Origin of the sequence: Methylomonas sp. MK1, from assembly GCF_000365425.1 — a bacterium.
Classification (GTDB): Bacteria; Pseudomonadota; Gammaproteobacteria; order Methylococcales; family Methylomonadaceae; genus Methylomonas.
In genome coordinates, this window is record NZ_AQOV01000003.1 from 88,846 (window position 1) to 112,855 (window position 24,010).

The window sequence follows — 24,010 nt, forward strand, 5'->3', positions numbered from 1 at the left end:
ATGGCAAAGAAACCTATTTCTAATCAAGGACAACTCGATTTTTTCAATGTTTTTGAAGATTGGCTTGTTCCCGAGCCTACGTCGGCTGACAAACCAGAGGCGGCGATTAAGGAACGCCTGGAATCATCCCCTAATGATGCTCGACATTTACTCGCATTACGATTAGCACAACGTCTGAGTGAAGATGGTGGTGTTACATCCAAGGTATTAACCGAGGAAGCTAATCGTGCGTTTGGCGGAACCCAGGCGGGTGGCGACTATTTATCTAAGGATGCTTATGATGCCTTAGAAGCTGCTTTTAACATCCACTTGCTCGGGACCGAAGACCCGAATTGGAACGCATTGAATGCCGACGAAGCCAAGCTAAAGGTCGTTGACTTAACAAATAGGATTCAACGGGTGCCTACTCAGACGCGACGTGATGAAGAAATGGAGGAATTCCAGCAGTTCAGCACACCGCCCGCGCTCTCTTTTGTCGCTAATTGGGTTGCTAATGTCAAGAAAGATGATGTTATGGAGGAACCGTCGGCTGGTACAGGCGACTTGGCTATATGGTCAAAGATGGTAGGGGCCAAACTGATTCTGAATGAATTGTCCCCCCGTAGACAAGCTCTATTGGGAGCCTTGTTCCCAGAGGCAACAATCTTTAAAGAGAATGCCGAGCAGTTGGATAACGTTCTACCTACCGACTTTAAGCCGACAGTGGTTGTTATGAATCCGCCATTTAGCTCGACTGCTGGTCGTGTCCAAGGACAGAGAGATACAACTAATGGCGCAAGACATCTCGAACAGTCATTAAAGCGCCTAGAGCAAGGCGGGCGACTGGTGGCGATTGTTGGAAACGGAATGGCCGCGGATAAGCCTGCCTTTGCTTCATGGTGGAAAGATGTACAAGCCAAATACAATGTAAGGGCCAACATAGGCATTTCCGGGCGAGAATATGCCAAATACGGGACCACATTCGACAATCAAATTTTAGTAATCGACAAAAACGGGGCCACGACGCAGGCGATATTGACCGGCAAAGTAGATTCGGTGGCCGATTTACCAGCATTATTAGAGGGCATAAGAAATGACCGTCAACACATTCAATCAACACCCGATAAACAGGCAAGCCGCCCAAACACTCCGCCAGTGTCAGATACCATTCAATCCGGAAACGGAGTTAGCGGCATTAGCATTGGTGCGGACGGCGTTAGAGCGGAATCTGCTGGAAACGGGGCCGATTCCGGAACCACTCCTATTGATAGCGAAGTTAGAGGCTCAACCGAAGATAGCTATGTCCCTAATGACGGAATCGGAGCCGGGAGTGGAGTTCCAGATAGAGTTATCGGAAACGTTGGAGGAAGCAGCGGCGGAGATACTGGAGGAAATAGTAGCCTCACTACAAGCAACAGTACCGCAAGCGTTGCAGTAGAAGCTAAGGATGATCTGGCTACCGAATTTACTGATTCTGTCTTTGCTAACTACGCTCCACAACGTCTTACAGTACAAGGCGCTAAACCACATCCAGGCAAATTGGTGCAGTCGGCGGCAATGTCTGCTGTCCAACCACCTGCACCGTCATATGCCCCATTATTGCCAAAGGGATTGATCGAAGACGGATTGCTTTCGATTGCTCAAATTGAGGCCGTTGTTTATGCAGGGCAAGCGCACTCAGAAACTTTGCCGAATGGTTCAAGGAAAGGCTTTTTCATTGGTGATGGCACTGGTGTTGGTAAGGGACGCGAAATATCCGGCATCATTTTGGATAACATGTTGCAAGGTCGGAAAAAAGCCGTTTGGGTTTCTTTTAATGAAGGCTTGATAGAGGATGCTAAAAGGGATTTTGCTGGTGTGGGTGGCGACCCGTCAAAATTGTTTTTCCAGGGAAAGACCAAAGCTGGTAATGCAATCACTCAAGAAGAGGGCATTTTATTCACAACTTACTCGACGCTACGCGGCGGCGAGAAAAAGCAGGCAAATGATTTGGGACAAAAGGGCGGTAAGTCTCGCGCTCAACAGATCATAGATTGGTTAGGTAAGGATTTTGATGGTGTTATTGCATTTGATGAAGCCCATAGCATGGGCAATGCCATTGCGATTAAGGGAAAACGAGGCGTCAAGAAGCCATCACAACAAGCGATAGCCGGTATTAACTTACAACGCGAATTGCCTAATTCGCGTGTTACCTATGTGTCAGCCACCGGAGCTACCGAGATAAGCAATCTTAGTTACGCGGATCGTCTAGGTTTATGGGGCGAGGGCACGCCGTTTGCTGACACAACTGCCTTTATCAACGGGGTGTCGAAAGGCGGCATTGCATCAATGGAATTGATCAGCCGAGACATGAAGGCGATGGGCATGTATTTGGCCAGGTCGCTGTCCTACGATGGTGTCTCGTATGAGCGCTTGGAACATCCACTATCTGATTTACAGGAAGATATTTACAACGAGCTCGCCGGCGCTTGGCAAGTCGTTTTAAATAATGTTGAGCAAGCTCTTGAACTCACTCAAGCCGGTAAGAGTGGTCCGGGTAAAAGTGCGGCTATGTCTCAGTTCTGGGGCGCCCATCAACGATTTTTCAATCAAATTGTCACAGCCATGCAGACGCCGGCAGTGATAGACCATATTCGCGATCAACTGGACGCTGGTCACGCGGCTGTGATTCAGTTGGTAAATACAAACGAAGCAGCACAGGAGCGGATTATTGCCGACGCTACGGCGAATGATGCCCTTTTGGAGGAATTGGATTTTACGCCTCGGCAAATGCTAATGGATTATGTCAGAAACGGATTCCCGGTAGCTGCTTATGAGCAAACACAAGACGCTAACGGCAACACCACCTACGTTCCAGTACGTGACTCGGAAGGGAATCAAGTATTTGATCGAGAGGCAATTGCTTTGCGCGATTCGCTGCTGGACACGTTGCATCAAATCCGTGTTCCTGAAAATCCATTGGACTCAATCATCAATGCTTTTGGTTCTGATCGGGTCGCAGAGGTTACTGGCCGTGGACGTCGGTTTGTTCAAACGCGCGACGATGAAGGCAATCTGAAAGTCGTCGAAGAGAAGCGAGGCAAACATTCTTCTAGGGCTGATTCGGAGGCCTTTCAGGCTGACAAAAAGGACATTCTCATATTCTCGGGCGCTGGCGGGACTGGCTATAGCTTTCATGCCGATAATACAGCGGAGAATCAACGTAAGCGAATTCATTACATCTTGCAACCTGGTTGGCGGGCTGATGCCGCTGTGCAAGGGTTTGGGCGAACTCACCGAACCAATCAAGCTCAGGAGCCGCATTATGTATTGCCTACCACCAATTTAAAGGCACAAAAGCGATTTGTGTCGTCAATTGCTCGTCGACTAGATCAACTCGGAGCGCTTACTCGAGGACAGAGAGAAGCGACTAGCCAAGGTATGTTTACCGCTTCCGACAATCTTGAAAGCCAATATGCATCGACCGCGCTGAATAACTTTTTTCGTGATCTGTATCGTGGGACCACAAGCCTTAAGTTCCACGAAGTTACCAAGCAGATGGGGCTTAATCTGCTTGATGAAAATGCTTCATTGAATGAGAGCAATCTGCCGGCTATACCGCAGTTTTTAAACCGCCTGCTGTCACTGAAAACTGACATGCAGAATCAAGTTTTTGGTGAATTCGAGCAACGTCTTATTGAAGCCGTTGATTATGCAAAGCAACGTGGTTTGTACGATGTTGGTCTACAGACAATGACCGCTTTGAGTATCCAAAAAACGCGGGATGATGTTGCTTATGAGGATAAGAAAACCGGTGCCCAGACTCGTTATGTTGAGTTGGCCGTCACCAATGAAGTCCACTATTACAAGTGGGATGAGGTTAAAAAGTTCGTCAAGGAAAACCCTAAAGAAGGTGATCTAAGCGGGTGGTTTGTCTCTGAATTCGGAAAGAGCAAAGGCGATGTGTTTTATCTCGGAGACATTGGGGAGCGGTTAGATTCCGATGGTAAATCTGTCCGTCGCGGTATTGTTCATACAATCAAAAAACATGACTATCGATATATCGACAACGCCGACGTTATCAGTCGCGGGTATGACTATCGAACAGTTAGTGCAAATGGTGTTGGCTCTTATCAGAGGGTTACTTTGACTCGGGCGATAGACGAAACCGAAGCAAAAAAACTTTGGAACGAGCAAATCGCCAATGCCCCGAAAACTGAAACAAAAACCGAACGCATGCTTGTCGGTGTCATTTTGCCAATCTGGGATCGTGTCGAAGGTGCCGAAACCATTCAACGATTACAAACAGACGACGGTGAACAATTACTTGGCCGAATGTTGGGGCCTAAGTCCGCCAAACAAACACTGAAAAATCTAGGCCTTGATTCCGGTCTTGCTGGAATGTCGGTGGGCGATTTGTTCGAATCAATCAAAAAGGGTAACAAAGCAATTCTATCGAATGGTTGGGAGATTTCTACTGCGAAGGTGAATTTTGAAGACCGTATAGAGATTAAGGGTCGTAGTTATTTTACTGACGCAGAGAAACGATTGCTAAAAGATCAAGGCGCTTTTGTGGAGCGCATCAATTGGTCTGATAGAGTTTTTATACCTACTGGCGAAGGTGGGGTAGGGGTTTTTGAACGCATCACTGCTTCAAAACCTGTTGTCGATCTAATTGAGAAGAATCGCGGTAAGGACTCCGCAAATAGTGAAAGTGACGATTTGGATATGCATGTCCACGATTCATCATTACCGGTTGGTGACTCGACAGACGTTATTGAGACTTCAGCCGATTCTGGCGATTCAACATTTTCCCCTTGCACGCAACCACCGGATCAAGAGGGTATTTTTCTATTAGCGAATAGGCAATACGCGAAGTTTCAACACGGCCTTTGGTATCTCTCATACCCAACTCCAAAGGAAGCGGCTCAATCCGAATGGAATATTCCTGGAAATATGATTCCGTCTGATAGGTACCCTGATCAATCATGGGTGCTTTACTCTCATGGAAGAAAGGATGCGTTTTTTGGCGAGATTGTTACGCCAGGGGCCAAGGTGAAGATCGACGAGATTACCAACCCCACCACAACCAATGTAGTCGGCATTGCCGTCGCTCCAACAAATGGCGTTATTCGTCAGGAGGGTGTTTCAATGGAAAAAGCTAAGAAACCTTTTCACGAAGTTGTTGCCGAGAAATTAATTGCACAACTAGAACAAGGTACGGCCCCGTGGCAACGGCCTTGGAACCCGGACGAGGCAGGTGGATTTCTGCCATATAACCCTCTTACCGGAAAGCGATATAAAGGTATCAATACTCTCAATTTGTTGTCGGAGGATAGAAACGATAATCGGTGGATGACCTATAAACAAGCTGGGGAACTTGGTGGTCAAGTCCGAGAAGGCGAGAAGAGTACTGGTGTTCAATATTGGAAATTTACCGATGAGCAAATAAAGCGGGATGATAACGGCAATCCGGTTTTAGACGGAGAAGGCAAACCGGTCAAGGTGGTCGTAAAGTTAGAACGTCCACGGGTTTTCTTTGCAAGTGTGTTTAATGCTGAACAGATCGATGGTTTGCCGCCGCTAGAAAAGAAAGAGGTAACTTGGAATCCCATTGAACGAGCTGAAAATATATTGGCGGCTTCGAGAGCCGATATACATCATAACGGTGGTAGCCGTGCGTTTTATAGACCGTCTACTGATAGCATACATTTGCCGGAAAAAGGTCAATTTCCAACCGCAGAGAATTACTATGCGACCGCGTTGCATGAGTTGGGGCACTGGACTGGACACGAAGACCGGCTGAATCGGGACATTGCACATCCATTCGGAAGTGAGGCTTACGCCAAAGAAGAATTAAGGGCGGAAATTGCCAGTATGATCTTGGGTGAAGAGCTTGGTATTGGTCATGATCCTGGTCAACATGCGGCTTATGTTGGCTCGTGGATTAAGGCTTTGCGGGATGATCCAATGGAGATTTTCCGGGCGGCGTCCGATGCGGAAAAAATTCAGGCATTTGTTCTCGGGCTCGAACAAGCTTTAGTTCAAGAGCAGGGCCAAGCGCTAACTGCCGATCAGCGACAACCTCATGAACTGACATTGTCTGAGTTTGCTTCTCAGGTAGTTGTCGAGCAGTTGGAAAATCATGGTCGAAAATGGAATGTTTCGTTAGGAGCCTATTCGGCTTTTTCCGACGCGGAAAGTTCTGCTGATACTGTTGCCGATGTTCATCGTGCCGCCGTAAAAAATGCACTTTATCTAAATTCATCTGAAAACACGCAAGGCTCTATTTCGGCCACTATGCCACCGTTGCCGGTATTGATTGAGTATCCCGATCTTGTAAGGGATTACGGATTTCAAAGTAAGTTGGTCGAGTTTAAGGATGTAACACGCGGAGCATATTCGGGACAGGTCGACCAAACGTTAATCGCGGAGGTTGGTGGGTTTCAAGTAGGGAAACTGGATTACTCAATCTATAACGGAATACCCGCAATCCAGATGGTCGAAGTGGAAAATGATCATCGCCGGCTGGGGTACGCTACAGTGCTTGTAAAACAGTTGCAGCGCCAATTTCCTAATACAGAAATTGAATGGGGCGAATTAACTGAGGATGGTGAAAAATTTCGAGGTAGCTTGCGAATTACCGAAAAGCCTAGCGAACATGCACCAGAATTTGAGCGGCTAAATATAGCAATTGCAGAGCGTGACCGATTGCTTTCCGAGGCAAATTACTTCAATGCTCTCAAGAATTCGACGCCAGAGCAGATTGAAACGTATTCGAATCTAACCGAGCCACTTAACAATTTGCATGACTTGATTTATGACTTGGAAAACGAATTATCCAATCAGACCGAAACTGTTAGGTTAATTGATACCGAAAATGTAACTACATTCAACAAATCTATCGGCGCTGACAACTCGACGACGATTACTGTAGCCGAGCTGACTGCGGTCGAATATCAGGCGCTAGTGGATGCTGATGAGGTATATCAGCGTGAGCTGGTTCGTGTCTATGGGGAAGACAAAGCGGGCGATGCCCGCTATTTACAAAAGCACGAAGATCCGGTCTTACAAGAGGCTGCTTATGCTTTCCATGCCGCTTCTGATGTTTGGCATAGCGCTGTTGCCGATGCCAGAAAGACGTTGGCCGGTGACAATACAATTCCACATGTTATGGATGAACGCACTGGCGATGCGAAGTTATCTTCTGGCTTGGCGGCTGATATTTCGACCGTCTTGCAGCGGTCGGAAGAATGGACGTTCGATCATTTTCAAGACTACGAAGGGGATAGCCTGGATGCCGCTTTGCGTAAGGAAGGGTTACATACCCTTAAGGATGTTACAGGCGATCTACCTGGGCAGTTTTTTGACAATGCTATTCGTCGTCTCTCGCCTGTTTTTGGTATAGAGCCCGATGATTTTAGCGTTACCAATGCTTACTTAGAACGCAAGGGGTTGGCTCAGGCGTTCCAGACAATGGCCGCTAGGTTAGTCCAGGAACAAACACAACAAGTTTCTTCGTCTGCGATCACCTTATCCAAAGAAGGTGTTGAGTTGGATAGGCGCAATGTGCTCGATCTGTTCCCAGAGCTCAATGGTCCAGATGGCAAACCGAATGGATTTGGCATATCGAAAATTATTTTAATGCCAGACGGTAAGGTTGTTATCGATAGTGACAGCAAGAAAGCAATCGTGGCCGATACATCAGCGCAGTCCGAAACCGGGGTCACACATCAGGATATTGCTGACTATTACGAACGTGGATTTATTAAAACGGTGGTATTACCGGAATCTACTAAAACTGAAACAGCTCAATTTGAAGGGGGCGTTATGCGCGATCCTGATGTTAATTCAACTGAACGTCTTTTAGAGGATTCGGTGCGGAATATTGAGTACGCGCAAGAGGTCATTCCTGAATGGCGTGGTAGTTACGTTCAAGAGCAGGGCAATGGAAATGTTCGCCTTGCTCTTGATTTAATTGAAAGGGGTGAAATCGATAAAGCGATTGATGCACTATGGTTAAACGTCGACCTAGAACACCGGTATGGTGGTGAAAACAGCGATGAGTTTCGTGACGTCATAAAAGTAGTGGAAGAAGACTGGCGGAAATGGCAAGCCGACAATGGAGTTGGCCCGGCTATCACACCGGCTATGAAACGGGAATTTGATGACTTGCCGCGCGATCTGAGTCAGTTATCGGGTGCGACGTTCGAAGAGTATCAAAAGGCGGCGGAGGCTGCCAGATTAGATGAGCAAGCCGTAATGAATGACCCGGATAGCTCTGATGAAGACATATCTGCCGCTCGGGAGAAGAGGAAATCCGCCGATCTGTTGGCTACGGTAAACAATTCAGACTTTCAAAATAAAGTTTCTGAATTTGAACAGAAACAAGCGGCTGCCAATTTGTCCGGCCTCGGTGGTGATAGTGTGCGGCCAGACCAACAAAACACAGGAAATGATAAGACCTTTATTGCAGTGCCTTTCCGCGAGAAAGAGGAAGCTAAAGCATTGGGTGCCAAATGGGATAGGCAACATACATCCTGGTTCATTCCTGTTGGTGTTGATCAATCGGCGTTTTCTAAATGGTTGCCGTCGGAGTCCGGAGAAGTAAAAGTAACGTCAGTCGCTAATTCTCAGGTGGGTAAACCAACCACCTCCGATAAGTTATACCTCGCTGTTCCCTATTCGGAGAGAAAGGCCGCGAAAGAAGCCGGCGCTAAGTGGGATGCCGGCGCTAAATCTTGGTATGTCGGCCAAAATGCCAATATGGACAAGTTGCAACGTTGGTTGCCTGATAGCACTAAACCGCAGCAAGAACCGGCAATGACGCCGCGCGAAGAGTTTTCATCGTTACTTAAGGATATGGGGTTTGTGCTTTCGGGAAACCATCCAGTTATGGATGGACAGCGTCATAGGCTTGAAACAGTTGGTGATAAGGCTGGCGAGAAAGCTGGATTTTATGTTGCTCACCTGGATGGTCATCCTGCCGGTTTTGCTCAAAATAATCGTACCGGCGAAGCCCAGAAATGGAAGTCAAAGGGCTATTCGCTTAGCGATGGAGAAAAGGCGGAATTGCAAGCTCAAAGCGCTTCTAAGTTGCAAGCAAGAGAAAACGAGATAAAAGCTAAACAGGATGCCGTCGCGGCGTCTATAAGACAGCTACTTGCTATCGCTCCGCCTGCATCTGCCGATCATCAATATTTGCAATCGAAGGAAGCCCGGCCAGGTGATCTTCGAATGGTGCCGACCGATTCAACAATGTTGCCTCCCGATTCGGCAGTAATGATTGGTAAAACATGGAAGGAGTCGAAGGAGCTGCGGGACTCGCACCCGGATAAACTGGTGTTCACCGCTGGTGATTTGCTCTTGTCGGCGCAAGATGTCAGTGGCGTAATTCGATCAGTACAATCTATCCAGGAAAACGGCGTGAAGCGCTTTGCTGCTGGTGGTGCTAAGCAAGACATGTTTCATGTTGTCGGCGGCAATGGCGTGGAAGCGTTGGCGAGAGCTCCGGCCATAGTGATAGGTGAGGGGTATGCTACGGCTGATACGTTATCCCAGTCCCTGAGCTATCCAACAATCGCGGCCTTCGATTCAGGCAATTTGCCACACGTTGCGAAGTTATTGCGCAACCGGTTTCCGGACAAACCTATCATCATTGCCGGGGATAATGATTTACATCAGGAACTGACCGAGGGCCGCAATCCTGGTAAGGAAAAGGCAGCGGCGGCTGCAAAAGCGGTCGGAGGTGTAGCTTTGTTTCCGATTTTCGCCCCTGGTGAGCAGGCTTACCCAGCCGATCTTGATCCAGTTACGCCGGCACTGGCAAAAAATGGGGGGTTATCGGATGCCCAGAAAGAGGCTATCTCGAATATGAAGTCCTTCACGGATTTCAACGATCTTGCGACAAAAAGTGAATTAGGTTGGGAAGGAGTTGAACGCCAGGTAACTAATGTCGTGAATAAAATCGTATCCAATCATCATGAACGAATTGAAGCCAGACAGCAGCAAGATAATGTTCAGCGCCTAGAGCTGCAACAACGGCAGAAACTAGCGTCGCGCAACGCGGTTGCAATTATTTAGGTTGTAGCTTACAGCCATCAGCCAGTGAAAACCGCTGGCGAGAAGAAATCCAGTTAGATGATGGACGTTGATTTTTTTAGCCGCTAAAATTTTCAATTGTTTTTCTGCGTTTTTTATTATGGTGTTGCCCGATAACATTGGCCAGGAACCGAATGAATTGACAGCGGCGGAAACATGTCGGTACTGCTTGCCGTGGAGGTATATGTTATGGGCAAACCTGAACCAATTGCCGATTTAAGCGACGATGAGCGCAAACTGCTGATTGAAGGATTGACAGCGTTGCGTCGGGAGCGTGATCAGGCGTGGAATCTGGCCTGTGATGCTGCCGATGCGAATGGAAGGCGTCGACCTTCCTTGCGTCAGTTCGGTATCGATGATATTAAACGGCTTGCTCGGCGAATTGGCGGTAGAAATGCCCATACCCACTGGCTTGAATAGTACCGGTAAGTCGTTTTCTATACGGTTCGTCATACCCATCAAAAAATAAGTCAATCGAACGTTGTTTTTTAGAACCAGTGTTCTGCACTGAGAAGAACGACATTTCTGGGGTTCTGGCTTAGAATCGCCACTATCATCACAAGCCGCGAAAAGATGAGGCGATTTTGCAAAATATAGCTGGGAATGACGTATCCATTTTTTTATTCCGCTTTGAAATACGCGGTCATGCCATCGACTTTGTGTTGAATGAGGCGATTGCCGAAGATATGTACCCCGATATCGATGAGAAAATGAAACCGCTCGTCCATGCCTGTTGCGAAACACTTTTGCGATACAGACACCTCAGTGTGAGTAATACCATTATGGATGGCAATTTTCTGGTTACCGGAGAATTTGAGGTCATGCTGAGTAAGGGGCTAGGGCAACACTTTGCGCATGACGAAAAGCAGAGGTTATTCCAGGATGCCAAAAATATCGCCGATCTTCTGGGGGAGGTTATGGACAGGGGAACCCAAGCAGAGAAAAACGGAATACAACGGAACCTACCCCCAATAGAGCATACGCCAAATCCCAAGAAGATAAAAAAAGGGCTTGAGCAGCTGGGAAAAACCAAACACCAACAGGCAAAAAGGCAATGGCTTGCAGAGGGAGTACCAATACGGCCAGGGTTAAGGCAGTTGCGTCCTGAGGATTTACCGCCTCATGTCACCGCTTCCAGTGGCTATGACCATAGAGGGCTTTGCTATGTCTTCGATCATAAAACACTGGGGGAGCTGGGGCGGATTGTCATGATCAAGGCCGGTGAGCAAGAAATGTTGATGCAGGCCGATTTATACGTAGGGCAAGAAACCCCGGAATCCGCTATTGTAAAAAAGAAAAAGGCAATATTTGAGGAAGTAGTTGCAACTGTCAACGCATGCTTTATATAAATAAGGCATAACCGAATTCAATGCGCGTCCGAATACATTGCTTACGTGAACGTGGCAGGCCACTCCCAAAACATCAGTTCGCATTTAAGCCTGCGCCGGCAGGATGGCTCACTGTGCACGAAGAACGCGACAACGTATTAAACCGATACACCAGAGTCGCCAGGTTCCGGGCGATGGAAAATAGCAACGAGCTATTACCGGCCTTGCGAGACGCTCAGTTGGTTGAATTGACGCGTGAACGCTTAATCCTATCGGGAATAGAACGACAGGAAGACGTGGTTATCAATAAGATAGAGGACTTTGCCCAAACTTGGGTATGCTGGCTTGGCGAACAGCAATAGTTGACCCGAGCTGTGGCCATGTCGGCATTAGACGGCACTTGCATATTCCAACCCCAAGCCACCTATTCCGACACGATTGTGCCGGTAGTGAATGACGGCTTTTGGACGTGGCGAATTGTCGCAATCGACCCTCAGCTGACTACCGCTACTTCATATCGAATGGCAATCATCCAACCATTTCCGGTCATTAGCACTTATGATCAAAGATAGACAGGCGAAATACTGTTTTTACCAATGAAATGTTGGTTACCAAAATTGATTTGCGGGAGAATGTGACGTGTATACTCTAATTACATATCCTCAATTCTGTAAGAAAATCAGTTGCTATGCTTGAAATCAAAACCATTCTGCTATTTCTGGTAACCGCTGTGGCCGAAATTGTCGGATGTTACCTGCCTTATCTATGGCTTACTCAGGGCAAAAGCCCGTGGCTTCTAGTCCCTGCCGCAATAAGTCTCGCTGCTTTCGCTTGGCTATTATCTTTACATCCTACTGCGGCAGGACGGATTTACGCGGCCTATGGTGGCGTCTATATTTTTGTTGCTATCGTTTGGCTCTGGTTAGTTGATGGCATTAAACCCAGTGTATGGGATATTGTTGGCTCTTCAGTTGCGCTAGTCGGCATGTCAATAATTATGTTTGCACCCAGAGATGCATAACCTGTGTTTAAGTAAAGCGGTTTGAAAACCAAGTAACTACCAGCTCCATATTCAACGCCTAAATTCTCCTATATTGCGGCCAACCCTGACGATCTGCCGTTTGTTTCCTAAATGCTTGAATTATTTCGGATGTCGAGTATCCTTTTAAAGAATGCTTACTCTACCTCACTTTAAAACTTGGCTCTCTGTTGTGCTGATATTCGCCGTGCTCGGTCATTTTGGCCTGGGGCATCGAGATGTGACGGCCTTTGTGTTATGTTTTGGGGCTGATGGGCATGTAGCGGTAGAAAAAGCTGGAAAAGACCCATTCGCTAGCGTGAATGCTGCCACTCGTTTCAACGATGAGACCAATGTGCTTGCGAGCGATGAAGGCGATCCCTGCTCGTCACCTTGCACCGACATCCCTATCGATGGGGATGATCACATTCCCCTACAATTGGCGAAGTTGTCAAAAATAGCGATTGATATGGGGCTTTTGCCGGTATTTTTCCTGATCTCACTCTTGGTTCTTTACGCCAGAGTCATCATTCGCCAGCCGGCATTGTTCAACCCACCGTTTACCGATTCCCGACTGCTCGCTTTGCGCAGCATTGTTTTACAGATTTAGCCACCTCTCCTAGCCGCAACTCACCAGCCGAAGACGCGGGTTCACCAGTGTCTGTGCTGACGATACTTCTATGCTACGGAGAAAGTTTCCATGTCCTCAAATTATGTGCGGCCTCTTGGCGTTGCACTGTGTTTATTGATCACAACTTGTCAGGTCGATGCGAGTCCGACAAACACTACGCAATCGCTAAGTGATCAGACCTCAAACAATCCTAATCGTCCGGCCGCTGAGGAACCGACTGGCTCCCTGGTTTTGTCCCAAGCGCTTGCCTTAGCGCTAACCCAAAACCCGGAACTGTCGGCCTTTTCCTGGGAGAGCCGCGCACAGGAAGCCGCCACCCTCCAAGCGGGCTTGTTTCCCAATCCCACCTTCAATGCCAATGCGGCGAACTTTGGTAATCAGGTCATCAAGGGCTTCGATGGTGATGTCGTCACCTTGGAACTCAGCCAATTGATCGAGTTGGGCGGTAAGCGTACCGCACGCATCGAAGCTGCCGCGCTGACCAAGCAACTCGCCGATTGGGATTATGAAGCCAAGCGGGCCGATATACTGACTCAAGTGACGCAAGCCTTTATTGATGTGCTGACGGCGCAACAGCGCCTGACACTAACCCAGCAAACGCACGAGTTGGCGAATCAAACGACCGTAACAACCACGGCACGAGTGCAGGCAGGCAAGGTATCACCCGTCGAAGAAACCAAGGCCAAAGTTGCTCGTGCTTCGGTGCAAATTGAGCTGATGCGGTCTCAAAAGGAACTGGAAGCCGCCCGCAAGCGTTTAGCGGCTGGCTGGGGTAGCACGACACCGCGTTTTGAGACGGTGAGCGGAAATTTGGAAAACATCCAAGTACCCGTGTCCCTGGATTCATTGGCGCAACGCCTCTCCAAAAATCCCGATTTAGCCCGTTGGGCCACCGAAATTACCCAACGCCAGGCACTCATCACGATGGAAAAGTCCAAAGCCGTCCCGGATGTGACCGCGACCGTCGGCGCCAGTAAATATCTGATGCCCAATGATTACGCCTTAGTCGTGGGTTTTTCGGTGCCCTTGCCAGTATTTGATCGCAATCAAGGGCGTATTCAAGAGGCCGAACATCGCTTGACCAAAGCGGAAGACGAATTGCGTAGCGCAGAGGTACGCATCGCCACGGCCTTGAACACCGCCTATCAAGCCCTGGATACCGCCCATTTGGAAATCATCACGTTGCAGCAAGACATTTTACCGGGGGCCCAAAGTGCTTATGACGCCGCCTGCGAAGGTTATCGCTTGGGTAAGTTTGGGTTTCTCGACGTACTCGATGCACAGCGCACCCTGTTTAGCGCCAAAAATCAGTATTTACTGGCCTTGGCCGAATATCACAAGTCCGTGGCCAACGTGGAACGTTTGGTCGGCAGCAGCATAAACGAGACAGCGACAAATAGCCCATCAGAGGTATCTCAGTGAACAATATCAGCAAAAATCAATTGATCGCTATCGCCGCGATTATCTTGCTCGGCCTATTGCTAAGTGTATTTATTCTGAGCATCGACAAATCGATGCCGGAAGGTGAGGAACACGGCGAAGAAAGCCATGCAGCGGCTAAAGTAGATAGCGCCGAAGGCGATGATGACCATGGACATGCCGATGAAGCCAAGCAGGCCCAAGGCCCGCACGGTGGTGATGTTTACAGCGACGGTGACTTTAAGCTGGAAATCGTGCTCAGCGAGGAAGGCGGGGAACCGCGCTTTCGAGTGTATCCATTCAATCAGGATAAACCGCTTCAGCCCGTTGCTGATCAACTCTCCGTGCAATTGAAACGCCCGAGCGGCGAGCAACAGCGCATCGAGTTTGAGCCTGAAAAAGCATATTGGCAAAGTATCCAGGCTATCGACGAGCCGCATGTCTTCGAAGCGAACGTGACGGCCAGACATGATGGTCAAACGCTTCAATTCGCTTTCAGTAAAGAAGAAGGCAAAGTAGCCTTGACCGATCAGCAAATCGCCGAAACCGGCATTTCGATTCAGACCGCAGGCGCGGCTCACATCATAAGCTCTGTCACCCTACCGGGTGAAATTCGCTTTAATGAAGATAAGACCTCTCATGTGGTACCGCGCTTGGCTGGTGTGGTGGAGAGTATTTCCGCCAACCTGGGCCAGCAAGTCAAAAAAGGTCAGATCATCGCCGTGATTGCCAGTACCGTGTTGTCCGAACAGCGTAGTGAATTACTGTCGGCACAAAAGCGCCTGGAATTAGCCCGCTCTACCTTTGCGCGGGAAAAGCACTTATGGGAGGACAAAATATCGGCGGAACAAGACTATCAACAAGCCCGGCAGGCGATGCAGGAAATGGAAATCGCCGTCCATAATGCCCAACAGAAATTGATAGCGCTAGGCGCAAGTCCCGCAGCATCGGCCAGCGGCGGCGCACTCAACCGCTACGAAATTCGCGCACCGTTTGACGGCATGGTGGTCGAGAAACATATCGCTATGGGAGAAGCGGTCAAGGAAGATGCCAGCATCTTCACGATTACTGACTTATCCTCCGTATGGGCCGAAATTATCGTATCGGCGAAGGATCTCAATGTCGTACAAGTTGGCAAACAGGTCAACATCAAGGCCACGGCGTTCGATTCTTCGGCAATCGGTACGCTGTCTTATGTGGGCGCATTGATGGGCGAACAAACCCGTACCGCTACCGCCCGCGTGACACTGGACAATCCGCAGATGGCCTGGCGACCTGGATTGTTTATCACGGTCGAGCTGCCTACCAAGGAAAGTGAAGTGCCGGTTGCGGTCGCGGCCGACGCCATCCAGATGATCAAAAACAAGCCGGCGACTTTTATTCGCGTACCCGGCGGCTTTATTGCTCAACCGGTCACCACTGGCCTATCGGATGGCAAAGTCACCGAGATCGTGACAGGACTGATGCCAGGCACCGAATACGCTGTCAATGGCAGCTTCGTCATTAAATCCGAGCAAGGCAAAAGCAGTGCCGAGCACTCGCATTGATCCCCAGGAGTTCGCATCATGTTTGAACGACTCATTCGTCTAGCGATCGAGCATCGCTGGCTGGTTATCCTGGCCGTGCTCGGTATGGCAGGGTTAGGTATCTTCAATTACACGATTCTGCCCATCGACGCCGTGCCGGACATCACCAATGTTCAGGTACAAATTAATACCACGGCGCCAGGTTACTCGCCGTTGGAAACCGAACAGCGGATCACTTACCCCATCGAAACCGTCATGGCCGGCCTGCCTAATCTGGAGCAAACCCGGTCGCTATCACGTTACGGCTTATCGCAGGTCACTGTGATTTTCCAGGACGGCACCGATGTCTATTTCGCCCGGCAATTGGTGAATCAACGTATTCAAGAAGCCAAGGATAAAATGCCTGCCGGTATCACGCCGGCGATGGGTCCCATTTCCACCGGTCTTGGGGAAATCTATTTATGGATAGTCGAAGCCCAAGAGGGAGCCAAAAAACCGGACGGTTCGCCTTACACCGCAACCGATCTGCGTGAAATCCAGGACTGGATTATCAAACCGCAGCTGCGCAACGTGCCGGGTGTCACCGAAATCAATTCCATTGGCGGCTACGCCAAACAATATCAGGTGGCACCGATTCCGGAAAAACTCGCGTCCTACGGCCTGACCTTGCAAGACATTGTTACCGCGCTGGATCGCAATAACAATAATGTCGGTGCCGGCTACATTGAAAAGCGTGGCGAACAATATCTGATTCGTGCGCCGGGCCAAGTGCATTCGATGGAAGATATTCGCAACATCATTCTGGGCAATGTCCAGGGCGTACCCATTCGGATTCGCGATGTCGGCGAGGTCGAAATCGGCCGAGAACTACGCACCGGCGCTGCGACCGAAAATGGCCGAGAGATGGTATTGGGCACGGTCTTTATGCTGATCGGTCAGAATAGCCGCGCCGTCTCGCAAGCGGTCGACAAAAAGATGGCAGACATCAACCGCACCTTGCCCGAAGGAGTGCAGGCCGTGACGGTCTATGACCGGACGGTATTGGTCGATAAAGCCATCAATACGGTTAAAAAGAACTTAACCGAAGGGGCGATTCTGGTCATTGTGATTCTGTTTCTGTTCCTCGGCAATATTCGTGCGGCCATCATTACCGCCATGGTCATACCGTTATCGATGTTGTTTACGTTTACCGGCATGGTCACGTACCAGGTTAGTGCTAACTTGATGAGTCTGGGTGCTCTTGACTTTGGTGTGATCATCGACGGCGCGGTGGTGATCGTCGAAAACTGTGTGCGAAGGCTGGCCCATGCCCAGGAACAGCATGGACGTTCGCTAACGCGTCATGAACGATTTCATGAGGTGTTTACAGCATCGAAAGAAGCACGGCGGGCTCTGTTATTTGGCCAGTTGATCATCATGGTCGTGTATTTGCCCATCTTCGCGCTAACGGGGGTGGAAGGCAAAATGTTTCATCCGATGGCGTTTACTGTGGTGATTGCCTTGGTCGGTGCCATGATACTGTCGGTGACCTTTATTCCGGCCGCTGTGGCACTGTTTATCGGCGATAAAGTCGCCGAAAAGGATAATGTGGTGATGCAGACCGCCAAGCGGGTGTATGCCCCTGTTTTAATCGGCGTGATGCGCAACAAGCCAGTGGTGCTCACTTTTACCCTGGTCGCCGTGATGTTATCGGGTCTGCTGGCAACGCGGATGGGCAGCGAGTTCGTACCGAGTTTGAATGAAGGCGATTTCGCCATTCAGGCACTACGCATTCCCGGCACCAGTTTGTCGCAATCGGTCACCATGCAGCAGCAAATTGAAGCGACGCTGAAACAGCAATTTCCGGAAATCGAGCGCATATTCGCGCGAACCGGCACCGCCGAGATCGCATCCGACCCCATGCCGCCCAATATCTCGGACGGTTACATCATGCTCAAGCCACGCGAGCAATGGCCTGAACCCGATAAATCACGCGACGACCTGCTGGCCGCAATCCAAGCGGCGGCCAACAAACTACCCGGAAACCTCTACGAGTTTTCCCAGCCTATCCAGTTGCGCTTCAATGAACTGATTTCCGGGGTGCGTAGCGATGTGGCCGTCAAAGTGTTCGGCGATGATATGGACGTCTTGAACGACACCGCGACTGAAATCTCGGCGGTCATGGAAGCGATTCCCGGTGCATCCGAAGTTAAAGTCGAGCAAACCACCGGCTTGCCGATGCTGACTCTGAATATCGACCGGGACAAAACCTCACGCTACGGCTTAAACGTGGGCGATGTGCAGGATGCGGTGGCGACCGCGATTGGCGGCACTGAAGCCGGCACCTTGTTTGAGGGCGACCGGCGTTTCGATATTATCGTGCGTCTGCCGGAGAGCCTGCGCAGCAATTTGGATGCCATCAACCGCTTGCCTATCTCATTGCCGCGCGGGCAAAACCGAGACGGACAAACCAGCTATATCCCACTGGCTGAAGTAGCCAGTCTGGAAATGGCCCCCGGCCCGAATCAAATCAGCCGCGAGAACGGTAAGCGCCGAATCGTCATCAGTGCCAACGTGCGAGGCCGAGACATCGGCTCCTTTGTCGCCGAGGCTGAACAAAAGCTGCAACAGAAAGTCAAAATTCCATCCGGTTATTGGACCAGTTGGGGGGGACAGTTCGAACAGTTGCAATCGGCTGCCCATCGCTTACAGATTGTGGTGCCTGTGGCGTTAATTCTGGTTTTTACGCTACTGTTCATGATGTTTGGCAACGCCAAGGACGGTTTGCTGGTGTTTAGCGGTATCCCCTTTGCGTTGACCGGTGGCTTGGTCGCACTTTGGTTGCGCGATATTCCGATGTCGATTTCAGCGGCAGTGGGATTCATCGCTTTGTCGGGTGTAGCGGTACTGAACGGTCTGGTGATGATTGCCTTTATCCGCAGCCTCCGTGACGAAGGCATGTCGCTGGATAAAGCGATTGTAGAGGGTGCTTTGACACGACTGCGGCCGGTGCTGATGACCGCATTGGTGGCCTCGTTCGGTTTCGTACCGATGGCAATCGCCACCGGTACCGGCGCAGAAGTCCAGCGCCCGCTGGCCACCGTGGTGATAGGCGGCATCCTGTCGTCAACGATGCTGACTTTGTTGGTATTACCGATTCTATACTGGCTCGCGCACCGCAATGATCAACCCGTAAAGCCCATCATTCCGGAAATTGTGCAGATTGATTCCCATGAGGATTAAACGATGAGTACCTGTAAGCCATCAGAAAAAACCGGTTGTTGTCCTGGCGAGCAGCAGGATAGTCACCCGTCAACGGCATCAAACTCATCGAGTGGCCTGACGTTCAAAATCGAGGGACTGGATTGCGCCGAAGAGGTCGCTACGTTGAAAAGCGCGATAGGTCCGCTTGTGGGGGGCAGTGACAAACTGGCATTTGATGTTTTAAACGGGCGAATGACACTATTGTCTGATGCCGAGCCCGTGACGGAAAAAACGATCATCAAAGCCGTGGCTGCAACGGGTATGACCGCCGCTCGCTGGCAAGCAGGTCAGACCGATGCAGATGCCCAGCAACTGCACCGTTCGAAGACCGTTTATACCGTGCTTAGCGGTGTATTTATCGTGGTCGGCATGTTGATTCATATCGCCATAGCCGGCGGCTTTGTGGATATTCAAACGGTTTTCAGCTCGGCAAAAAACGGAACCCTGCAATGGGACGTGGTCACTCACTACCTGCATAGCTTGCTGAATGCGCATGCTCAGCAGGCAATGCCTTTGCCTGAAAAAATGGCCTTTGGTTTAGCGATGGCTTGCGGTGCTCGGCATGTGATTGTAAAGGCGTTTTATGCCTTGAAACGCTTACGGGCGGATATGAACTTGCTGATGACGATTGCGGTTATCGGTGCGATGTTCATTGATGAATGGTTTGAGGCGGCAACCGTCAGTTTTTTGTTTGCCCTGTCTCTGGCGATTGAAAGCTGGAGTATTGGCCGTGCCCGTCATGCCGTTGAAGCCTTGCTGGATTTAGCCCCCTCGACGGTGACTATCAAAGATGAAATCGGCCTGGAATGTGTGGTACCTGCCGCAGAAGTCAATATAGGTACCCGTTTCATATTAGCGCCTGGCGCTAAAATCCCCCTGGATGGCAACGTAATTGCCGGTTTCAGTTCAGTCAATCAGGCGCCGATTACCGGTGAAAGTATGCCGGTTGCCAAGCAAGTGGGTGACGAGGTGTTTGCCGGCAGCATTAATGTTGAAGGCACATTGGAAATCCGATCCACCAAGCTGGTTTCGGATACCACCTTGGCACAGATTACCCGTCTGGTCGGCGAAGCCCATGGTAAACGAGCCGAGGTCGAGCAATGGGTGGAGAAATTTGCACGAATTTATACCCCGGTAGTGATGCTGGTGGCGTTGGCGATGTGCATCATTCCGCCCTTGTTTTTCGAAGGCAGCTGGAACGAATGGTTTTACCATGCCTTAGTGTTGCTAGTCATTGCCTGCCCCTGTGCATTGGTCATTTCGACACCGGTGAGCATTGTCGCGGCACTGGCATGTGCAGCCCGACAAGGCATTCTGATCAAAGGTGGCATTTATATCGAAACACCTGCCCATCTCAATGCGATTGCCTTTGATAAAACCGGTACGCTAACCTCTGGTGAACCCATCGTCACGGGGGTTTATCCTTTTAATGGTCATAACGAAGAAGACCTGTTAAGTCGCGCCGCTGCACTGGAAACGCGAAGCAATCATCCGTTGGCTAAAGCCATTTTACGCCACACGGAACAGCTCGGTATCAACGTGGCCAGCGCAGACAATGTGAAGGTTTTACCAGGTAAAGGTGTCACCGGATTATTTAATGGCACGGATTTTTGGTTGGGATCGCGTCGTTATCTATTGGAACGTAGCCAAGAAATCCCGGAAATCAGTGAAAAAGCGATTGCCATTGAACAAACAGGGCAAACCGTGATTGCCATTGGCAATGATCGGCATATTTGCGGCCTCATCGCCGTTGCCGACCAGCCTCGCGCTGAAATCAAATCGATTTTGCAAGCGCTGAGGCAGACAGGCATCAAACATCTGGTCATGTTGACCGGTGACAATCGGGTGACGGCCAATAACATCGCGGCCCAAATTGGCATCGATGAGGTACACGCCGAACTATTGCCCGCCGATAAAGTGGAGATCGTCAGTCAAATGGTCGAACAATACGGACAGGTGGCGATGATCGGTGATGGTGTCAACGACGCACCTGCGCTGGGACGGGCTAACCTGGGAATTGCTATGGGGGTGCTAGGGTCGGATGCGGCTATTGAAATAGCCGATATTGCCCTGATGGGTGATGACCTTTCCAAACTGCCTTGGCTGCTTGGGCATTCCAAACGAACGCTGGCTATTATTCGACAAAATATTACTTTTGCGCTGATGATCAAAGCCGCGTTCGCCGTCTTAGCCTTTGCTGGTGTGGCGACCTTATGGGAAGCCATTGCTGCGGATATGGGCGCTTCCTTCTTGGTCGTTGCCAACGGACTGAGATTACTACACCCCAAAAATACAGCTTTTAAGTAGCCTGAACCTAATAAAAATCGCGTAAACAGCGTTCAACACCTAAACATTACCATTTCAAGATACCTTTGGAGATAACCATGAAATTAAAATCACTGATTCTTTTAGTTTTAGCTGAATCCTTATTGTCCGCTTGCAGCTTCATGGAGCCTCATGCCATGGATACTGACCTAACTATACAGCATGTGGCATTAGCCAAACACTTCGAAGACGAGGCCAACGAGTTACAGACTAGGATTGAGGAACATAAAGAATATCTCAGCCAATTTGAGTCACAGCGTTACGTTTATGGCAGACACGCAAATGATCTTAAAGCGCACAGCCAAGAAGTGATTGATCTTTATCAGCAAGCCGTTACTGCAAACCGGGACATAGCAGAAATGTTGCGAGAAGCGGATCATTAGTTGTAGCACCTCGCGCTCTGCTGTGTCCGTTCTTGAACCGTCAAACCTATGGTTTTCGGATAAATGCTTGGAAACCAGGTCTGGAGTTCGACGCAAATATTGAAACAAACCGATTGATTTTGGTTCTTAGAACCTGAATGGGAGACATGTTTGCAAAGTGCTGGAATGATCGGCTAAACGACGGCTTTCGGATTTACTGCCGCCATACCCTAAAATCTTTAAATGTCGTGTTATGGCCGTTAGCGACTTTAGCCTCGTCGAATCCATTAAAATTTTGAACGTCAGCTATCGAGATGGGCGAATTCACAGTTTCGGCCAAAAGCAGCCAATGAAAAATACAATAATCAGTTCTCCGAATGGCTGGTTTATAGCGATCATTAGACATCTGTATTGTGCTCATTTTCTAAACGCTTGAAATTCACTAAACAACATTGGCCCGATGGGTTTCTAATTTCACAAGCACATTCCCCGGCTTGAGTGCGTTGCATGACGAAAGCTTTGATCGGTTCTGCCTGGTGGTCTTTTAACGCCGATAAATACTGCTCGGCTTCAATATCAAAACAGTAACAAAGCGCGTCGTTTTGAATCGCTTTATAGCTTCGTAAATGCTGTTTGGGAATAGTGTTACCCGCGTTGGAGAAGTAAGCAATTGAACATGTTTTTGCAGGGCAAAAATAATAGCTATCAGTGATAAGCGACTGATTCTCGGGAAACCTAACCTGATGATAAAGCGTAGACATACCGACACTTTTACAAGTGGAACCGCATTCCGGACAAATCTGTTTGGTATTGGCAGAGCAGCAGCAATCAGACATAGGTGGCATTCTCGGTCTTATTGGGTAATAGGCGTGGCCAGAGAACCCGGATAACCGGCATCGGTCGTGGCTTTGATCAAGGCGGCGCTATTGGTTTTTTTGCCGTCGAAAGTAACCTCGGCCGTTTTGGCATCGTAATCGACAGCCACTTTTTGTACGCCTTCAACTTTCTGCAGGGCTTTTTTGATGGTGACTATGCACATGGCGCAGGTCATATTCTCTAACTTCAGTGTCACCATTTGTTGTTGGTTTGGCAGTGCCTCTGTGGTTTCAGCATAGGCCACTGGCATCCATAAAGTGGCCGGCAACAACAAACTTATCAGTAATAATCCGGATTTAATGGTCATATCGGAATTCTCTCAAGCCATGAAAAAAGGCGCTACCCAGGGAAAAGCCAGCAACATCAAAATGAATGCGGAACCCAGCCAAAACAGTAGGAGCTGTCGGCGTTGGTTGTCGGTTGTGGAGCAGATTTCACCTACCGCACAGCGATCAGGCGTCAGATAGAGTTTTCGATAGCCGAGTACTACAAAAATCAGGGTCAGGATAATGAAAAATGGCCGAGCCGGTGCCATAGCCGTCAATGTGCTGATCCACGCACCGCCAATACCCAACGACAACAGTAAAAATGGCCCGACACAGCAGACCGAAGCCCCTACAGCAGCTAAAAGGGCGCCGATACTCATCCATGACGAGGTTTTTATGGGTGTTTCAGGGTCTGTATTCATGTGAATCTCCTAAACCAAACAATTCTCAATGTTGGCAAGAAGTCTAAACCCTGTTGCTTAGAACAGAGTCAAGTGCGTGATTTAGAATCAGGGTTGGGATGATGCATCATCGCCAAACGCATCGAGAATAGCGCAATGAGCGGCTGGAGCTGTCTGTTGACAGTCGTTGACCAGACTTTCCAATACCTGCCGGAGAACGGTTAAATCCATGATATGTTGATCGATCTGCTGGCATTTCTGTTCGGCGAGTTGTCGAACATCAGTACAGTGCGCCCCATCAAGCGATAACAAGGTGGCAATTTCCTTCAAGGTAAACCCGGCTTGTTGAGCGCGTTTGATAAAGCGAATTCTGGCAATCGCATCAGCTGAATAAACTCGATAACCGCCGTCTGGTTTCGCGGGTTCCGTCAGTAAACCAATACGTTGATAGTGACGGATGGTCTCGATAGTGACTTCGGTTTGTTTGGCAAGTTTGCCAATGGTTAAAGGCGACATTTCATTAAACCCAATGTTGAGGGGATTTTATTGTCTCTCA

The 24,010-nt window shown here is 49.3% G+C and carries 14 protein-coding genes; 10 read left to right on the forward strand and 4 right to left on the reverse strand.

Annotated elements, in window-relative coordinates; all coding sequences use genetic code 11:
* Positions 1-10,041: a strawberry notch-like NTP hydrolase domain-containing protein gene (locus tag G006_RS29295; protein WP_020485828.1), complete on the forward strand. Its 10,041-nt coding sequence runs from the start codon at positions 1-3 to the stop codon at positions 10,039-10,041.
* A gap of 234 nt (positions 10,042-10,275) precedes the next feature.
* Here the strand turns inward: G006_RS29295 and G006_RS28715 are convergent, their stop codons facing one another.
* Complete coding sequence (locus tag G006_RS28715; RefSeq protein ID WP_160167699.1) at positions 10,276-10,512, reverse strand: hypothetical protein; 237 nt, start codon at positions 10,510-10,512, stop codon at positions 10,276-10,278.
* A 131-nt stretch (positions 10,513-10,643) separates the two neighbouring features.
* Here G006_RS28715 and G006_RS28980 point away from each other — a divergent pair, with 131 nt between their 5' ends.
* The 9 genes from G006_RS28980 (at position 10,644) to G006_RS0124345 (ending at position 21,932) form a co-directional block, all read left to right on the forward strand.
* The gene (locus tag G006_RS28980; protein ID WP_020485831.1) at positions 10,644-11,408 is read left to right on the forward strand and encodes a hypothetical protein; all 765 of its coding nucleotides are present in this window, start codon (positions 10,644-10,646) and stop codon (positions 11,406-11,408) included.
* Positions 11,409-11,581: 173 nt separating this feature from the next.
* Entirely contained in the window at positions 11,582-11,749 is a 168-nt protein-coding gene (locus tag G006_RS28720; RefSeq protein ID WP_157204953.1) for a hypothetical protein, read from the forward strand.
* Between the two features lie 326 nt (positions 11,750-12,075).
* Positions 12,076-12,408, forward strand: a complete 333-nt coding sequence (locus tag G006_RS0124315; RefSeq protein WP_020485833.1) for a YnfA family protein — start codon at positions 12,076-12,078, stop codon at positions 12,406-12,408.
* Positions 12,409-12,559: 151 nt separating this feature from the next.
* On the forward strand, positions 12,560-13,015 hold the full coding sequence (locus G006_RS0124320) for a hypothetical protein (RefSeq protein ID WP_020485834.1): 456 nt from the start codon (positions 12,560-12,562) through the stop codon (positions 13,013-13,015).
* Positions 13,016-13,105: 90 nt separating this feature from the next.
* Positions 13,106-14,458, forward strand: a complete 1,353-nt coding sequence (locus tag G006_RS0124325) for a TolC family protein (RefSeq protein WP_020485835.1) — start codon at positions 13,106-13,108, stop codon at positions 14,456-14,458.
* A complete protein-coding gene (locus tag G006_RS0124330; protein WP_020485836.1) occupies positions 14,455-16,002 on the forward strand; it encodes an efflux RND transporter periplasmic adaptor subunit in 1,548 nt (515 codons plus the stop codon). Before G006_RS0124325 ends, G006_RS0124330 begins: the two co-directional genes overlap by 4 nt.
* A gap of 18 nt (positions 16,003-16,020) precedes the next feature.
* Positions 16,021-19,203 (forward strand): CusA/CzcA family heavy metal efflux RND transporter, encoded by a 3,183-nt coding sequence (locus G006_RS0124335; RefSeq protein ID WP_020485837.1) that lies wholly within the window; start codon positions 16,021-16,023, stop codon positions 19,201-19,203.
* Between the two features lie 3 nt (positions 19,204-19,206).
* Positions 19,207-21,531 (forward strand): heavy metal translocating P-type ATPase, encoded by a 2,325-nt coding sequence (locus G006_RS0124340; RefSeq protein WP_020485838.1) that lies wholly within the window; start codon positions 19,207-19,209, stop codon positions 21,529-21,531.
* Between the two features lie 77 nt (positions 21,532-21,608).
* On the forward strand, positions 21,609-21,932 hold the full coding sequence (locus tag G006_RS0124345; RefSeq protein WP_020485839.1) for a hypothetical protein: 324 nt from the start codon (positions 21,609-21,611) through the stop codon (positions 21,930-21,932).
* A 377-nt stretch (positions 21,933-22,309) separates the two neighbouring features.
* Here the strand turns inward: G006_RS0124345 and G006_RS28550 are convergent, their stop codons facing one another.
* The 3 genes from G006_RS28550 to G006_RS0124360 form a co-directional block, all read right to left on the reverse strand.
* Positions 22,310-22,756 carry a putative iron-sulfur cluster-binding metallochaperone gene (locus tag G006_RS28550; RefSeq protein WP_327036700.1) on the reverse strand — a complete coding sequence of 149 codons (447 nt, stop codon included), beginning with the start codon at positions 22,754-22,756 and terminating at the stop codon, positions 22,310-22,312.
* An 8-nt stretch (positions 22,757-22,764) separates the two neighbouring features.
* Complete coding sequence (locus tag G006_RS29580) at positions 22,765-23,475, reverse strand: MerT/CopZ fusion-like heavy metal transport selenoprotein (RefSeq protein ID WP_419865998.1); 711 nt, start codon at positions 23,473-23,475, stop codon at positions 22,765-22,767.
* Positions 23,476-23,562: 87 nt separating this feature from the next.
* Positions 23,563-23,970: a MerR family transcriptional regulator gene (locus tag G006_RS0124360; protein WP_020485842.1), complete on the reverse strand. Its 408-nt coding sequence runs from the start codon at positions 23,968-23,970 to the stop codon at positions 23,563-23,565.
* Positions 23,971-24,010 lie beyond the last annotated feature (40 nt).

Coding starts and splice junctions, on each gene's coding strand:
- G006_RS29295 (WP_020485828.1), top strand. CDS start 1: ATGGCAAAGAAACCTATTTCTAATCAAGGACAACTCGATTTTTTCAAT.
- G006_RS28715 (WP_160167699.1), bottom strand. CDS start 10,512: ATGACGAACCGTATAGAAAACGACTTACCGGTACTATTCAAGCCAGTG.
- G006_RS28720 (WP_157204953.1), top strand. CDS start 11,582: ATGGAAAATAGCAACGAGCTATTACCGGCCTTGCGAGACGCTCAGTTG.
- G006_RS0124315 (WP_020485833.1), top strand. CDS start 12,076: ATGCTTGAAATCAAAACCATTCTGCTATTTCTGGTAACCGCTGTGGCC.
- G006_RS0124320 (WP_020485834.1), top strand. CDS start 12,560: ATGCTTACTCTACCTCACTTTAAAACTTGGCTCTCTGTTGTGCTGATA.
- G006_RS0124325 (WP_020485835.1), top strand. CDS start 13,106: ATGTCCTCAAATTATGTGCGGCCTCTTGGCGTTGCACTGTGTTTATTG.
- G006_RS0124335 (WP_020485837.1), top strand. CDS start 16,021: ATGTTTGAACGACTCATTCGTCTAGCGATCGAGCATCGCTGGCTGGTT.
- G006_RS0124340 (WP_020485838.1), top strand. CDS start 19,207: ATGAGTACCTGTAAGCCATCAGAAAAAACCGGTTGTTGTCCTGGCGAG.
- G006_RS0124345 (WP_020485839.1), top strand. CDS start 21,609: ATGAAATTAAAATCACTGATTCTTTTAGTTTTAGCTGAATCCTTATTG.
- G006_RS28550 (WP_327036700.1), bottom strand. CDS start 22,756: ATGCCACCTATGTCTGATTGCTGCTGCTCTGCCAATACCAAACAGATT.
- G006_RS0124360 (WP_020485842.1), bottom strand. CDS start 23,970: ATGTCGCCTTTAACCATTGGCAAACTTGCCAAACAAACCGAAGTCACT.